This is a genomic window from Blastocatellia bacterium, from assembly GCA_035275065.1.
GTDB lineage: Bacteria > Acidobacteriota > Blastocatellia > UBA7656 > UBA7656 > DATENM01.
On sequence record DATENM010000087.1, the window covers coordinates 40,197 to 53,792 of the forward strand.

Annotated in this window: 12 protein-coding genes; 6 read left to right on the forward strand and 6 right to left on the reverse strand. The window is 61.4% G+C overall.

The annotated features are described in order from the left end of the window. Window positions 1-137 precede the first annotated feature (137 nt). Window positions 138-1,208, reverse strand: coding sequence for a ribosome small subunit-dependent GTPase A (rsgA, locus tag VJ464_20215; GenBank protein ID HKQ07460.1), 1,071 nt, complete (start codon window positions 1,206-1,208; stop codon window positions 138-140). A gap of 7 nt (window positions 1,209-1,215) precedes the next feature. Next, the gene (eno, locus tag VJ464_20220) at window positions 1,216-2,547 is read right to left on the reverse strand and encodes a phosphopyruvate hydratase (protein HKQ07461.1); all 1,332 of its coding nucleotides are present in this window, start codon (window positions 2,545-2,547) and stop codon (window positions 1,216-1,218) included. Window positions 2,548-2,767: 220 nt separating this feature from the next. On the opposite strand from eno, the gene VJ464_20225 reads away from it, so the two are divergent. Both VJ464_20225 and VJ464_20230 read left to right on the forward strand, forming a co-directional pair. Beyond that, on the forward strand, window positions 2,768-3,601 hold the full coding sequence (locus VJ464_20225; protein ID HKQ07462.1) for an MqnA/MqnD/SBP family protein: 834 nt from the start codon (window positions 2,768-2,770) through the stop codon (window positions 3,599-3,601). A 374-nt stretch (window positions 3,602-3,975) separates the two neighbouring features. Next, window positions 3,976-4,419, forward strand: a complete 444-nt coding sequence (locus VJ464_20230; protein ID HKQ07463.1) for a response regulator — start codon at window positions 3,976-3,978, stop codon at window positions 4,417-4,419. Window positions 4,420-4,525: 106 nt separating this feature from the next. Here the strand turns inward: VJ464_20230 and VJ464_20235 are convergent, their stop codons facing one another. From VJ464_20235 to VJ464_20250, 4 genes are read right to left on the reverse strand one after another with little or no spacing between them, the layout of a single operon-like run. After that, window positions 4,526-5,674, reverse strand: coding sequence for an acyl-CoA dehydrogenase family protein (locus VJ464_20235; protein ID HKQ07464.1), 1,149 nt, complete (start codon window positions 5,672-5,674; stop codon window positions 4,526-4,528). Window positions 5,675-5,695: 21 nt separating this feature from the next. Continuing rightward, on the reverse strand, window positions 5,696-6,589 hold the full coding sequence (gene bla, locus VJ464_20240) for a subclass B3 metallo-beta-lactamase (protein HKQ07465.1): 894 nt from the start codon (window positions 6,587-6,589) through the stop codon (window positions 5,696-5,698). A gap of 53 nt (window positions 6,590-6,642) precedes the next feature. Next, complete coding sequence (locus tag VJ464_20245; GenBank protein ID HKQ07466.1) at window positions 6,643-7,785, reverse strand: acyl-CoA dehydrogenase family protein; 1,143 nt, start codon at window positions 7,783-7,785, stop codon at window positions 6,643-6,645. Between the two features lie 25 nt (window positions 7,786-7,810). Next, window positions 7,811-8,989 (reverse strand): CaiB/BaiF CoA-transferase family protein, encoded by a 1,179-nt coding sequence (locus VJ464_20250; GenBank protein HKQ07467.1) that lies wholly within the window; start codon window positions 8,987-8,989, stop codon window positions 7,811-7,813. Between the two features lie 326 nt (window positions 8,990-9,315). Between VJ464_20250 and VJ464_20255 the strand changes: the two genes are divergently transcribed. From VJ464_20255 to VJ464_20270, 4 genes are all read left to right on the forward strand, one after another. Then, window positions 9,316-10,230 carry a hypothetical protein gene (locus VJ464_20255; GenBank protein HKQ07468.1) on the forward strand — a complete coding sequence of 305 codons (915 nt, stop codon included), beginning with the start codon at window positions 9,316-9,318 and terminating at the stop codon, window positions 10,228-10,230. A gap of 1 nt (window position 10,231) precedes the next feature. Next, a complete protein-coding gene (locus tag VJ464_20260) occupies window positions 10,232-10,864 on the forward strand; it encodes a hypothetical protein (GenBank protein ID HKQ07469.1) in 633 nt (210 codons plus the stop codon). A 7-nt stretch (window positions 10,865-10,871) separates the two neighbouring features. After that, window positions 10,872-12,437 carry a hypothetical protein gene (locus tag VJ464_20265; GenBank protein ID HKQ07470.1) on the forward strand — a complete coding sequence of 522 codons (1,566 nt, stop codon included), beginning with the start codon at window positions 10,872-10,874 and terminating at the stop codon, window positions 12,435-12,437. Between the two features lie 110 nt (window positions 12,438-12,547). Next, on the forward strand, window positions 12,548-13,567 hold the full coding sequence (locus tag VJ464_20270; GenBank protein ID HKQ07471.1) for a VWA domain-containing protein: 1,020 nt from the start codon (window positions 12,548-12,550) through the stop codon (window positions 13,565-13,567). The last annotated feature ends 29 nt before the right edge of the window (window positions 13,568-13,596 follow it).

Genomic DNA, 13,596 nt, shown 5'->3' on the forward strand with positions numbered 1-13,596 from the left:
TTCATCAAGCTCCGTAGGAGCGAAATGTCGACATTTCGCTCCTACGGAGCTTGATTTTCATGACTTGTCTCCATCTATAAACATTGTGTGCCTACGGCACTGAGAATTTCAAAACATACTTTCAAAGACCTCTGCCATCATCCGCGTTTCGGCTTCATGCGGTTGAAGGTTTTGTGAATCCGCTTGTCGCGCTCTTTGCGGCTCTGTTGCAAGCGCACGTCAGTGCGCGCTTCCAGGAACTCAAGCTCCTTTTGAATCTTCTTGTAATTCTCCAGGCGGCTCGCTGACAACGTGCCTGAGGCAATCGCCGCTTTCACCGCACAATTCGGCTCGCGCTCGTGGCTGCAATCCGAGAAACGACAATCACCAGCCAACTCTTCAATATCCGCGAAGCTGTCGGTCAAGCCTTCGCCGGCTTCCCACAACTGCAACTCGCGCATGCCCGGCGTGTCAATCAACAGGCCGCCCGCCGGCAGCACGATCAATTCGCGATGCACCGTCGTGTGCCTTCCCTTGCTGTCTTCTTCGCGCACGTCCTGTGTCTTTTGCCGCTCTTCGCCCAACAGCCGGTTAATCAACGTAGACTTGCCGACGCCGCTTGAGCCGAGAAACGCAATCGTCTTGCCGACGCCGAGATAATCTTCGAGCGGCTCGATGCCTTCGCCACGCTTGGCGCTGATCGCATGAATCGGCGTGCCGAGCGCCACCGGCTCGACTTCGCGCAGGCAGGCTTCGACGTCTTTCGCCAGGTCGGCTTTGCTCAGGATAATGACCGGGCGAGCGCCGCTCTCGAAGGCGAGGATCAGGTAACGCTCGATGCGCCGCAGGTTGTAGTTGTTGTCGAGGCCGACGACCAGAAAGACCGTGTCAATGTTGGTGGCGACGATCTGTTCTTCGCTGGTTTCGCCCGCCGCCTTGCGCGAGAACTTGCTGGTGCGCGGCAGCACCGCTTCGATCACGGCGCGGCCTTCGTTCGGCAGCCTGGAGATGGCTACCCAGTCGCCGACCGCCGGAAAACCTTCACGCCCATGCGCTTCGTAACGCAGCTTGCCGCGCACCTCTGCGAGCAATTCGTCGCGCTCGGTCATCACGCGGTAGAGGCCCTGATATTCGAGGGCAACGCGCGCCGCCTCGGCGCCGCGCTCGCGGTGCGGCGCGAAGGCGCTGTCGAAATGCGCATTCCAGCCGAGCGTTTCCAGGGCGGTCATGACTTCGTCACTTCTTCGCCGCGTTGCGCGCCGGGCGCTTGCCGAAGCGCTCGACGTCGACGCTGGTAAAGGCATTGAAGCCGGCGAAGCGCGCCGCCGCGCCCAGCTCTTCTTCGATGCGCAGCAACTGGTTGTACTTGGCGACGCGGTCGGTGCGCGACGCCGAGCCGGTCTTGATCTGGCCGGCGTTGGTCGCCACCGCCAGGTCGGCGATAAAGGTGTCTTCGGTTTCGCCCGAGCGGTGCGAGATCACCGACGTGTAGCCGTGCGTCTTCGCCAGCTCAATCGTGTCGAGCGTTTCCGTGAGCGAGCCGATCTGGTTGACCTTGATGAGAATCGAATTAGCGGCCTTCTCTCTGATGCCGCGCGACAGGTAGGCCACGTTGGTCACGAACAGATCATCGCCGACCAGTTGCACGCGGTCGCCAAGCTCTGCGGTCAACGTCGCCCACCCTCGCCAGTCGGATTCCGCAAGCCCGTCTTCGATAGAAACAATCGGGTACTTGCTCACCCAATCACTGTAGAGCCGCACCATCTCGTCTGCACTCTTGCGCTCGCCGGACGATTTCTTGAAGACGTAAGCGCCATCCGTATAGAACTCGCTCGACGCCGCATCGAGCGCCAGGGCGATTTGCTCGCCGGCTTTGTAGCCCGCATTCGCGATGGCTTCGAGGATGGATTCAATGGCCTCTTCGTTCGATTTCACGTTCGGCGCGAAGCCGCCCTCGTCGCCCACCGAAGTTGAGTAACCGCGCTTCTTCAGAACCGACTTGAGCGCGTGAAAGACTTCGACGCCGGCGCGCAAGCCTTCCGAAAACGACGCGAAGCCCGCCGGCACGATCATGAACTCTTGCAGGTCGACATTATTGTCGGCGTGCGCGCCGCCATTGACGATGTTCATCAGCGGCACAGGCAAGGTGCGCCCGCCGACGCCGCCCAGGTAAGCGTAGAGCGGCACGCCGAGCGCGTCCGCCGCCGCCCGCGCCGTCGCTAGCGACACGGCAAGGATGCTGTTAGCGCCGAGCTTGCGCTTGTTCGAGGTCTGGTCGGCTTGAATCATCGCCAGATCGATATCGGCCTGCATCAGCGCGTCGCGCCCGACGATCAACTTGGCGATTTGCGTGTTGATGTTGGCGACGGCCTTGCTGACGCCTTTGCCGAGGTAACGCTTCTTGTCGCCGTCGCGCAGCTCAAGCGCTTCGTTCTCGCCGGTCGAAGCGCCCGACGGCACCGCCGCACGCCCGATGATGCCGCTTACGAGTGTCACTTCTGCTTCGACTGTTGGGTTGCCGCGTGAATCCAGAATCTCCCTTGCAGTTACTCGCTCGATCACCGTCATTGATTGATGGCCTCCATGAATATTTCGGCGGCGCGCTCAGACAGCGGCGCGCCGCATAAGATAGACCGGCAAGTATAACCCAGCCCCGCGAGCTTGCGAAAGCTTTGCGCCGGTCGCTATAGTTTGCCATTTCGTGAGCGCAAGCTATGGGCTTGCGTGGCTGATCTTGAATGATTACTTTGTATAAAGAAGGAGCGCGCTTTCAAGCGCACGACACCCGATGGACAAACGCGAGATTACCCTGGGCCACAGTCCCGATCCCGACGATGCTTTCATGTTTTACGCGCTGGCGACCGACCAGATCGATACCGAAGGGCTGACGTTTCGCCACGTCATCCAGGACATCGAAACGCTCAACCGCCGCGCCATGAATGCCGAGCTGGACGTCACGGCCATCTCGATTCACGCCTATGCCTATGTGCTCGACCGCTATGCGCTGCTGACGAGCGGCGCTTCGATGGGCGACAACTACGGGCCGCTGGTAATCGCCCGCCAGCCGCTCTCGATAGACGAGGCGCGGCGCAAGACGATTGCCATCCCCGGCGAGATGACTTCAGCCTACCTGACTTTGCGGCTCTGCCTCGGCGAGGTCGAAACCCGTGTCGTGCCGTTCGACCAGATCATGGACGCGGTCGAGAGCGGCGAGGTCAACGCCGGACTGTTGATCCACGAAGGCCAGTTGACCTATAAGGCGCGCGGCTTTCATAAGGTGATCGATCTCGGCGAGTGGTGGATGGTCGAAACCGGCTTGCCGCTGCCGCTTGGCGGCAACGCCATCAAGAAGTCGCTCGGCACGGAGCTGATTGCTAAAGTGTCGCGGCTGCTGCGCCAGTCCATCGAGTACGGCTTACAACACCGTCAGGTGGCGGTGCGCCATTCAATGAAGTATGGGCGCGGCATGGAAGAGTCACTGACCGACCAGTTCGTCGGCATGTATGTCAACGACTACACCATCGATTATGGCGAGCGCGGGCGCGAGGCGGTGCGCTTGCTGCTTGAACGCGCGCATCACGCCGGGATCATTCCCAACCCGGTCGAGCTGGAGTTTGCTTGATTGTCGCGGCGCGTTTCATCCGTTAATCGTCAACCCGTCGCCGGGCGCGCGCGGCTTTGATAGAGAACATAATCCGTGACCGCGGCGTGGCAGTTTTTGTTCTAAGGTGACTCCCTCACAGAGTATGGAATCAGCCGCAGGTTGCATCGAAGCAAGACAACCCGGACGGTCAGCCAACACGCGGTTCGCATCAAGCGGCGTCATGTTGTGGACATTGCTTGCCTTTATTCCCCAGCCAAAACCAGTCAATTTCGCGGCACGGATGTTGCAAAATAAAGTTGTGAGTTTAAGCCGGATGTAACAAATAGCATCATAATCGGGCTTGAACCGGCAATAGAAAATTGTCGTACTTGGTCAATGAGATGTCACAGGAAGTGAAAAACAGAATACTGTTGGTCGAGGATGACGCCGATACGCAGGCGGCGCTGACCATGCTGTTTGAGTTTGAAGGATTCGACGTTATCACCGCGGCTGATGGCGAGGAAGCTTACCTGCGCGCCGTCTCTGAACGCCCCGATCTAATCGTCACTGACATCAACATGCCCAACATCAATGGCCTGGATTTGATCCGCCTGGTGCGCGCCGACGGGCGCATTGATGGAATTCCGATTGTCGCCATGAGCGCCGTCGAAAGACAATACCTGAACCGGGCGATGGAACTCGGAGCGATTGCCGTCGCTCAGAAGCCTATCGAATTCGATCATTTCCTGTCGCTGATTGCGCGCATCGTTTCTGCTCGTCATTTGCGTAGCCGCAACCACTCACCTGTCGAGCGGCGGCGCAGACAGTCTCACAAAAACGGCTCGGCCAAGCACTGAAACCCTTTTAATCAGCGTAGCCTGGGAGCGCGGGCATCTTGCCCGCCGGGCTTGCGTATGCGCGCAGCAAGTGGGCGAGACGCCCGCGCTCCCAGGCCATCGTCACTCATTTGCTCGTGCCGAGAATACTGCGGGCGATGATCATGCGTTGAATCTCGCTTGTGCCTTCGCCGATCTCGCAGAGCCGCGCGTCGCGGTAGAGGCGTTCGACGCGGTAATCGCGAAAGTATCCGGCGCCGCCATGAATCTGCACGGCGTAATCGGCAGCGCGCTTGGCGACCTCAGAGGCGTAGAGCTTGGCCATCGAAGCAACCACTGTCACGTCTTCACCTTGATCGTGCAGCCAGGCGGCGCGATAGATCAATAGCTCTGCCGTATCGATCTCGGCCTTCATCTCGGCCAGCTTAAAGCTGATCTCTTCAAAGCCGGCGATAGCCGCGCCGAACGCCTGCCGCGTCGTGGCGTATTTCAGGGCTTCATCAAGGCTGGCTTTGGCGATGCCGAGGCAGAAACAGGCCATGCCGACGCGGTCATAAGCGAGACATTGCATCAAGGTCGGAAAGCCGCTGTTCTCTTCGCCAAGCAGATTCGCCGCCGGCACGCGGCAATCTTCAAAAAACAGCTCGGAGGTCGGCGAGCCGCGCACGCCCATCTTCTCAAGCTTGCGCCCGCGCGTCAGGCCCGGCGCGTCGCCGTCTACCAGAATCAAGCTGTAGCCGCGCGTGCCGAGGTCGGGCGCTGTGACGACGAAGGTCAGAATCACGTCGGCAATCGGCCCGTTGGTGATGTAGGTCTTCGAGCCGTTCAGAACCAGGTCATCGCCTTCGCGCACGGCGCGCGTCTTTACGCCCGCGAGGTCTGACCCCGCGCCCGGCTCGGTCAGCGCCAGCGCGCCGATCCATTCGCCGGCGATCAGTCGGGGGAGATAATGCCGGCGTTGCGCCTCTGTGCCGTATTTCAAGATGGGATAGCCGCAGAGCGCCAGGCTAGCGCCCACGGAGAGTGCCGTCGCCGCGTCGGCGCGCGCCAGCTCGATTGAAGCCATCGTCGCCGTCAGCAAGTCGGCGCCGGTGCCGCCGTAGGTTTCGGGAAAGTTCAAGCCGGTGTAGCCGAAGCGCGCAAGCTGGGTCAGCGTGTCGCGCCGGAAGGACTCCGTGCGATCCATCTCGGCGGCGTGCGGCGCGACCTCTGCCGCCAGGAATTCGCCGAGCGATTTCAGGTACTGCTGCTGCTCATCGGAAAGACCAAAGTCCATGGGCGCACCTTGAAGCGAATCTTACTTTGCCTTTGTCGCCTGCTGTGCCTTGAGCTGTTCGTAGAAGCTCTTTTTTGATTCTTCGACAAACTGGCGATAGCCCTGCGGATCAATGAAGGGGTTGGCCGCTGCGCCCTGTTCGAGTTTGGCTATCTTGTCGAGCAAGCCGAACATCGAGCCGTGCGGGCCGAGGAAAACGTCGCACGGTAAGGATTCCAGCACGCGGAAGCTGCGCTGATAATCGGCAACGATCTTCGGATACTTCGCATTATTGACCAGCTTGTAGCCGGGGGCCGAGGTGCTGCCGATGAAGACGACGTTATAGGTTTTACCATCATCTTTAACTTCCATCGTCCAGGTGGTGTTGCCCCTGGTATGGCCGGGCGTCAGGTGCGCCACCAGCCAGACGCCGCCGACTTCGACCGTGTCGCCGTCGTGCAGGATGCGGTCGGCTTTGACCGGCGCGAAGGCCAGCGTGTCGCCCCACTGGAAATCGCCACGGCCTCCAACGGCAAGCTGCGCGGCGTCGGCCTCGCTTACCGCGAGTTTCGCGCCGGTCAGGGCTTTCAACTCCGCCAGCCCGCCGGCATGGTCATAATGCGCGTGGCCATTGATGAGCAGCCGCACATCTTCGAGCTTAAAGCCGAGCTGTTTGAGGTTCTCGCGAATCTGCGGCACGGTCTCGGCGAATCCGCTGTCGAGCAGGATGTGGCCCTGCGGCGAGGTGATCAGAAAGGCGCTGACCTCGGTCGCGCCGACATAATAGATGTTGCCGATGATGCGAAACGGCTTCACCGGGCGATTCCATGAGCGCGAAGTCTCATCGCTCTGCGCCGCAAGTGAGCCGGATAAGGCGATGACCAGCAGCAGAAGCCATGCCGACCGGCGCGCACAGTTGACAAGTTGGTTTTGCATAGCGGCCCCTTCGATTCACCGGCGACGACAAAGGTTGGCAGACGGAGAGCAGATCACCGCGCAAATTTCTTTAAGAGCTCGCGGGCGATGATCATGCGCTGAATCTGGTTGGTGCCTTCGACGATCTGGCCGATCTTGGCTTCGCGCATCAGCGCCTGGACGGGATAATCTTCGCTCGTGCCGTAGCCGCCATAAATCTGCACGGCGTCGGTCGTCACTTTCATTGCGGTGTCGGTCGCTAAGAGCTTGGCCATCGAAGCGATGGCATTAAACGGCAGCCCGCGATCTCTGAGCCACGCGGCTTTGCGCACGACACAGCGCGCCGCTTCGATGCCGGCGGCCATGTCTGCGAGCATGAACTGAATGCCTTGAAAACTGCCGATTGACTGGCCGAACGCCTGGCGCTCGACCGCATAGCGCAAGGCGTGCTCGAACGCCTGCTGCGCGGTGCCTACGGAAGTCGCCGCCACCGTGATGCGCCCCGAATCGAGCGCCGTCATCGCCACCTTGAACCCGTCGCCTTCGCGGCCCACAAGATTGGCGCGCGGCACCTCGCAATCTTCAAAGAAGACCTCGCGGGTGTGATGCGGCAGGCCCATCGGGCGCTCGCGCTTGCCGAAGGCCAGCCCATGTGCGCCCTTCTCGACGATGAACGAGCTGATCCCGCGGCCGCCTTTGCCCTTTTCAGTCACTGCCATGACGATATAAACATCGGCCTCGCCGCCGTGCGTGATCCAAATCTTCTGGCCGCGCAGCACGTAGGTATCGCCGCGCAGCTCTGCACGGGTATGGATGTTCTGCGCGTCCGAGCCGGCGTGTGGCTCGGTGAGCGCAAACGCGCCGAGCAGTTCGGCGCGCGCCATCGCCGGCAGGTACTTCTGCTTCTGCTCGGCGGTGCCGAATTGATTGATGATGAGCTGCGGCAGGCCGTGAACCGCCAGCAAGCCGCCGAGATGACTGCCCAGCCGCGTCAGCTCTTCGAGGACAACCGCGTAGGTCGAATAATCGAGCCCGCCGCCGCCGGTTTCGGTCGGGAAAGGGATGGCCGCAAGCCCCAACTCGCCGAGCTTGCGAAACAGCGGCCAGGGGAATTCGTCTGCGCCGTGCTGCTCGAAGTACGGCTTCACATCGCCGCGCACGAACTCCTCGACGAGCTTCAAGAGCTGCTCTTGTTCTTCGGTCAAGGTGTAATCCATGTGCATCTCCTCATTCGTTCGACGATCAGCGAATCGCGCCCGCGGCGCGCAAACGCTCGCGCTCCGGTGCGCTGACGCCAATGGCTTCAAGCAACTCGTCCGTGTGCGCGCCGAGCGCCGGCGCACCGACGCGCATCTCGGTCGGCGTATCGCTCAGCTTGTAAGGCGGCGCGAGCTGCGCGACCGGCTCGCCGCTTGTCGTCGCTACCTGACTGACCATTTCGCGGGCCGTGGTCTGCGCATGCGCGAAGGCTTCACTCATTGACAGCACAGGCTCGCAGCAACAGTCGGCGTCGCGCATCAGCTCGATCCATTCGCTCTGCGTCCGCGACTTAAAGAGCGCGCGCAGTTCATTGAAAAGATTTTCGCGGCGCTCGCCGTCATCGAATTGCCGGGCGGCCCATTGCTCGCGCCCAACCGCACGGCAGAAATTCGCCCAGAACTTCGGCTCCAGTGCGCCCAATGTCATGTAGCGGCCATCACTCGTTTCATAGACGTTATAAAACGGGTAAGCACCGCTGAGCGCGTACTTGCCGCCGACCTCAAGGCGATGCCCGGCGAAGTGGTGCGCCGCAGGGATCGCCAGCATCGCCAGCATCACATCGAACATCGAGACGTCCACGTACTGGCCTTGCCCCGTGCGCTCGCGCGCCATCAACGCGGCGAGGATGGCGAATGCCGCGACCATGCCGCCGGCCAGATCGGCGACCTGCACGCCGGGAATCACTGGCTTGCCGCGCTCGTCGGTCGTCAGCCCCAGGACGCCCGCCAGCGCCAGGTAATTCATGTCGTGGCCGCTGCGCTCGCGGTGCGGCCCGGTCTGCCCGAAGCCCGAGAGCGAGCAGTAGACGAGGCGCGGGTTGACTGGCTTCAACGCTTCGTAGCCAACCCCCAGACGATCAACGACGCCCGGTCGGAACTGCTCAAGGACGACGTCGGCGGTTTCGGCTAGCCTGAGAAAAAGGTCGCGGGCGGCGGGTTGCTTGAGATCAAGAGCAATCGATTTCTTGTTGCGGTTGACTTGCAGAAAGGCGGCGCTCTGTTTGCCGATGGCCGGCTTGCTCCAACGCGTCGGGTCGCCGGTGCGCGGCTCTTCGACCTTGATGACTTCGGCGCCGAGGTCGCCGAGCATCATCGAAGCGAACGGGCCGGGCAGCAGCCGCGACAGATCGAGCACGCGAATTCCTGAGAGCGCCTGATGCATGATGAATCAACCTGGTGCGCCGCACATCCTACATCAACGCGGGGCAAAAAGTAAGCGGCTGCGGTCAGGGCTGGCATCGCGGGAAGAGGCCAGGTTAAGAGGTTGACATCAACATGTATTTTTTGTAACCTCCCCGCGGCCTATTGAAATGGGATCAACTCACACGTCGCGGGGCCTGGCGGATCGCCTGAACCGGCGGCCCGCGCCTAGCCACGAAACGCCAGGATCGCAGTCACGAGCGTCTGCGTCCTCGGACGAATGACCGAGGAAGGTTTACAGACAAGCCGCAGGGCATTCGGCCGGGTTACCAGCCGCCAGGTGAACGCATGGCCACGGAGGTCAGACGGATCAAAGCCGCCCCAAGAAGCGAGCCGGCGAAGCTGGTGCGTTTGGACCGGCTGCTCGGGCTCAGGGGGTGGGGGCTGGTCCTGTATGGCGCACTCCCGGCTAACCTCGCGCTCATCGGCGCGGTGAAAGTAGAAATGAAACTCGAGGCCAGTCTGCCGCTGTTTCTCTTCGTCGTGCCGCTGCCCGTCATTACGACTTACCTGTTGATCCGCACGCGTCAAAAGGAATGGTATCTGGCCACCGACCGGCTGGCGCTGCGCAGCGCGATTACCTGCGCGATGATTATTCTCCTCGCCAGTCTGATCACCGGCGCCGCCCGGCTGATCCAGGGCGAGTACAGGTGGGATTTTGATTTCCGCCTGGCCGGCCTGTTCACGCCGGCGCACTTGAAGACGGCGGGCGAATCGTTCCTGTTCGGCATCGCCACGCTGGTCTTCAGTTCGACCCTGTTCATGACGATCCTAACCAAAGGCACCGACCTGCCGGGGTTGCCGTTGACCGGCTTCGTCACTTTGTTGGGCAAGGTCCGCCAGGGCCTCAAGCGGTTCCAGGGTCAGCCGATCTGGCACGCCAGCCCCGACAGCGCGGAAGCCATCGGCGAACTGAGGAAGCTGGTAGAGGAGGTGCTGACCAATTTCAGGAGCTTGATGGCGGAGCCCGGCCACTGGCTCGCCAAGCAGTCACTGCAACTGGTGGCGGCTGACGTGGCCAACGTGCTGGAAATCATTAAGTCCATTAAAGGCAGCCCCGACTTGATGGCGGCCCGATGGGGCATCTATTTCGAGGAGGAGTGCAAGCTGTCGCCCACGGACCAAAAGCTGCGGCGGGAGAAAGAGAGGCAAACCCTCTACGACTCTCTGCAAAGGGTGAGGCAATTGCAGCTCGGAGACTGATATGGCGGACATCTATTACGCAGTCATCGCGCTGAAGGAAGACGAAATCGCCGGCGTGGTCAAGCGGCTCACGGGGCTGGGACTTAAGGCCCTGGCCGACTATCTCAGGGACAGCCAGAGCAATCGGTATGGCGGCCTCAACGAGCGGTGGCAGCCATTCGGCGATAAGACGGTGGCCGAGCATATCGATCAGGTATCGGAGTTTCAGTCGGGGACGCAGTTGATTGACAAGCTCGCGGATAACTTCGAGAACCTCTACACCCTGCGCCGACGCCCGCCGATCACGGTCTTCTTCATAGACCCCTTCGCGCTCTTCCTCGAAAAGTACGAGCGGCTGGCGAGGATGATTGACTTCGGGGTGTCGGAGGTGGCCACCTGCTGCCTGCTCATAGACGGCAGCGTGCCCGACGAGTTGAAAAAACAGCTCCGCAAGAACTACTGCGAATGCTGGCGTGTGGTGTGCTGGGATCATCGCCACGGGAAGCCGCACGAATTCATTTACGAAGCCGACGACTTGGACAGCTTCCTCTATTCCGGGCGCTGGCTCCAGCCGGAAGGGGACGGCCCAAGCGGCCCGGCCAGCCGCTCCCTGGCGAGCCGCACCGAAGTCCGCCCCCTGACGTCTCTGGCTTGAGTCTGAAATGGCAATACCGGAACCGACCATCATCACCTTCTACTCCTACAAGGGCGGCGTCGGGCGCAGCATGGCGCTGGCGAACGTCGCATGGCTGCTGGCGAGCCAGCACGGGCTGAACGTGCTGGTGATCGACTGGGACCTGGAGGCGCCGGGTCTGCATCACTTCTTCGACATGGACGACCTGGACATCCGCCACGGCCTGCTCGACATGCTCTACGACTACAAGCAGATTCTCAGGGAGGCGACCGGGCCGCTGCCGGAGGACGTCGTCAAAGTCAAAAAGTACGTCCAGCCCGTGCCGACTTATAGCGGCGGCGGCGGCTCGATCTCCATCCTCGCCGCCGGGCGGCAAGACGGCAAGTACGCGGGCCGCGTCAACGACTTTGACTGGAAGGAATTCTATGACAAGTGGTTCGGCTTCGGCTTCATGGAGAATTTCAAGAAGCAGGTGAAGGGACTGGCCGACATCGTCCTCATCGACAGCCGCACAGGGGTGACAGACATCGGCGGCATCTGCACGTTGCAACTGCCCGACACCGTCGTACTCTTATTCGCGCTCAACGCGCAGAACGTTGATGGTGTGCGCAAGATTGCCGACAAGATCCTCGAACGGACGCCGCAGCTCGTCGAACGCGAGCCGCCGAAGTTGATCCTGCGGCCCTCCAGGGTCGAACGCTACCTGGAGGAGGACAAGTTGAAAGACTGGCAGGAGAAGGCCGCCGCGCGGTTGCATGACCTGTTGAGCGAGACCGACAGGCAAGACCCCATCCGCTTCATGGCCAAGAAGAACATCCCCTACATCGGCGCTTACGCCTTCGGCGAGACGCCGCTTTCCGTGCCGAACTCGCCGCTGAACGAGATGACCGCCGCCTTCGAAGACCTGACGCAGTCGCTTGTGGAGGCCGCCGCCCTGCCAGAGATTAGGCCGCGCCCGGCGCAACCGGGCCGGCGCTTCGGCGCGCTCCGGGGCGCATTCCAATCCCGGCGATTCCTGAAGCAGGCCATCGCTGCGCTCGCCTTCGCCTCCGCTATCCTGCTCGGCCTGACCACCTTTTCCTCCATATACCAGTATCTGCGGTTCACAGCGCAGCGGAATGTCCTCGTGAGCGCAAATCAGCGTTTGACCTCCGACCTCGACCAGGCCCGCGAAGAGGTGAGCCAATTACGGCAGCAGCTAGAGGGCGGGCCCAAACCGCCGGTTGACGCGCGCCTGACCGCCCTCGCCGTCGATTCGGCAAAGACTCTGGCCAAGGCGGAGGAGGGGGCGGGCCATGTATACGGGAAGATAGGCAATGCCGTGCTGCTCGTTTATCACATAGACAACCGGTTCCTGGTCATCGCCAAATATGCCAGCGCCGAGGAGGCCGCACAGAATCTCGAACTGGTGAAGAGTCAGTTCAACAAGGATGCCTTTGCAATCGACCTGGCCGGGACATGCCCCAACGCTGCGCAAAGGCACGGCTACACTGAATGCCGCCCGCAAAGCGTCGGCGTGCCGCCGACGCCATCACCAGGCAATAAGAACGTCGCGCGCCCGCCATCGGGAAACAAGAACGTCATACGCCGTTGAAGCCGCCGCCCCGCCCGGCTTGCAACCAAATGCCGGGACGGCGCAACATACCTGCGACAGAGAATGGAACGCGTGCCGTCATCCAACGTTTTCTCCATCGAGGTGGTTTTATGAAATGGCTCGCTCGATGCTCGATGCTCGCACTGGTCGGCTTACTGCTGGCCTCCTCGGTGTTCGCGCAGGCGGATAAACAGAAGCCCGCGCCATCCGACGACGAGCCGATCAAGCTGCACACGACGCTCGTGCAGGTGCCGGTCGTCGTCAAAGAGAAGGGCGGTCGTTACCTGACCGACTTGAGCAAAAACGACTTTAGCATCTACGAAGACGGCACGCGGCAAGCGATTGAATACTTCGGCACCACGGAAGCGCCCTTCAATGTCGCCCTGCTGTTGGACTCTTCTGGCTCGACCGCCGACCAGTTGCAGCAGATCAAGAATGCGGCGCTCGCCTTTATCGATAACCTGCGCCCGCAGGATAGAGTCTTGCTCATCGAATTCAACGACAGCGTCCGCGTCCTCTCAGAGCTAACCAGCGACCGCGAGCAACTGCGCCGCGCCATCGCCGACATTCGCTCAGGCGAATATACACAGGTGTACGAAGCCGTCTACACCGCCGTCTGGGAGCGGCTCGCCGACATCGAGGGCCGCAAAGCGGTCATCCTGTTTACCGACGGGATTGACACCGCCAGCAGCGAGATCGTCGAAGAAGACACGCTCGACGCGATCATCGAAAGCGAGGACGTCATCGTCTACCCGATTCGCTACAGCACGCGCGCCGATGTCGAGCGCCGCCTCGAACGCCGGTTCAATACCGAACGGCTCACCGACCCGCAGAAGGCCGAGGCGAATCGCCAGAAAGCCCTGCGCGAGCTGGATCGCACCTACCGTCAGGCTGACGAGTATCTGGACGAGCTGGCGCGACTGTCGGGCGGCGTCATCGAGCGCGCCGACGAGATCGCCGACTTGAAAGGGGCGCTGGCGCGCATCGCCGACGAGCTGCGCAAACAATACCTGCTCGGCTACTACCCGCCGCACGAAAAGAAGATCGAGTCGCGGCGCATCACGGTCAAAGTCACGCGCCCGGACGCCATCGTGCGGGCGCGGCCCGGCTACAAGACGACGCAGCAGTAACTCGACCGCCGCTTAGTACGGTTGATGGC

Excerpts from the sequence above, each read along its gene's own strand:
- rsgA (HKQ07460.1), bottom strand. The coding sequence starts at position 1,208 with ATGACCGCCCTGGAAACGCTCGGCTGGAATGCGCATTTCGACAGCGCC.
- bla (HKQ07465.1), bottom strand. The coding sequence starts at position 6,589 with ATGCAAAACCAACTTGTCAACTGTGCGCGCCGGTCGGCATGGCTTCTG.
- VJ464_20265 (HKQ07470.1), top strand. The coding sequence starts at position 10,872 with ATGGCAATACCGGAACCGACCATCATCACCTTCTACTCCTACAAGGGC.
- VJ464_20225 (HKQ07462.1), top strand. The coding sequence starts at position 2,768 with ATGGACAAACGCGAGATTACCCTGGGCCACAGTCCCGATCCCGACGAT.
- VJ464_20260 (HKQ07469.1), top strand. The coding sequence starts at position 10,232 with ATGGCGGACATCTATTACGCAGTCATCGCGCTGAAGGAAGACGAAATC.
- VJ464_20270 (HKQ07471.1), top strand. The coding sequence starts at position 12,548 with ATGAAATGGCTCGCTCGATGCTCGATGCTCGCACTGGTCGGCTTACTG.
- VJ464_20250 (HKQ07467.1), bottom strand. The coding sequence starts at position 8,989 with ATGCATCAGGCGCTCTCAGGAATTCGCGTGCTCGATCTGTCGCGGCTG.
- VJ464_20245 (HKQ07466.1), bottom strand. The coding sequence starts at position 7,785 with ATGGATTACACCTTGACCGAAGAACAAGAGCAGCTCTTGAAGCTCGTC.
- eno (HKQ07461.1), bottom strand. The coding sequence starts at position 2,547 with ATGACGGTGATCGAGCGAGTAACTGCAAGGGAGATTCTGGATTCACGC.
- VJ464_20255 (HKQ07468.1), top strand. The coding sequence starts at position 9,316 with ATGGCCACGGAGGTCAGACGGATCAAAGCCGCCCCAAGAAGCGAGCCG.
- VJ464_20235 (HKQ07464.1), bottom strand. The coding sequence starts at position 5,674 with ATGGACTTTGGTCTTTCCGATGAGCAGCAGCAGTACCTGAAATCGCTC.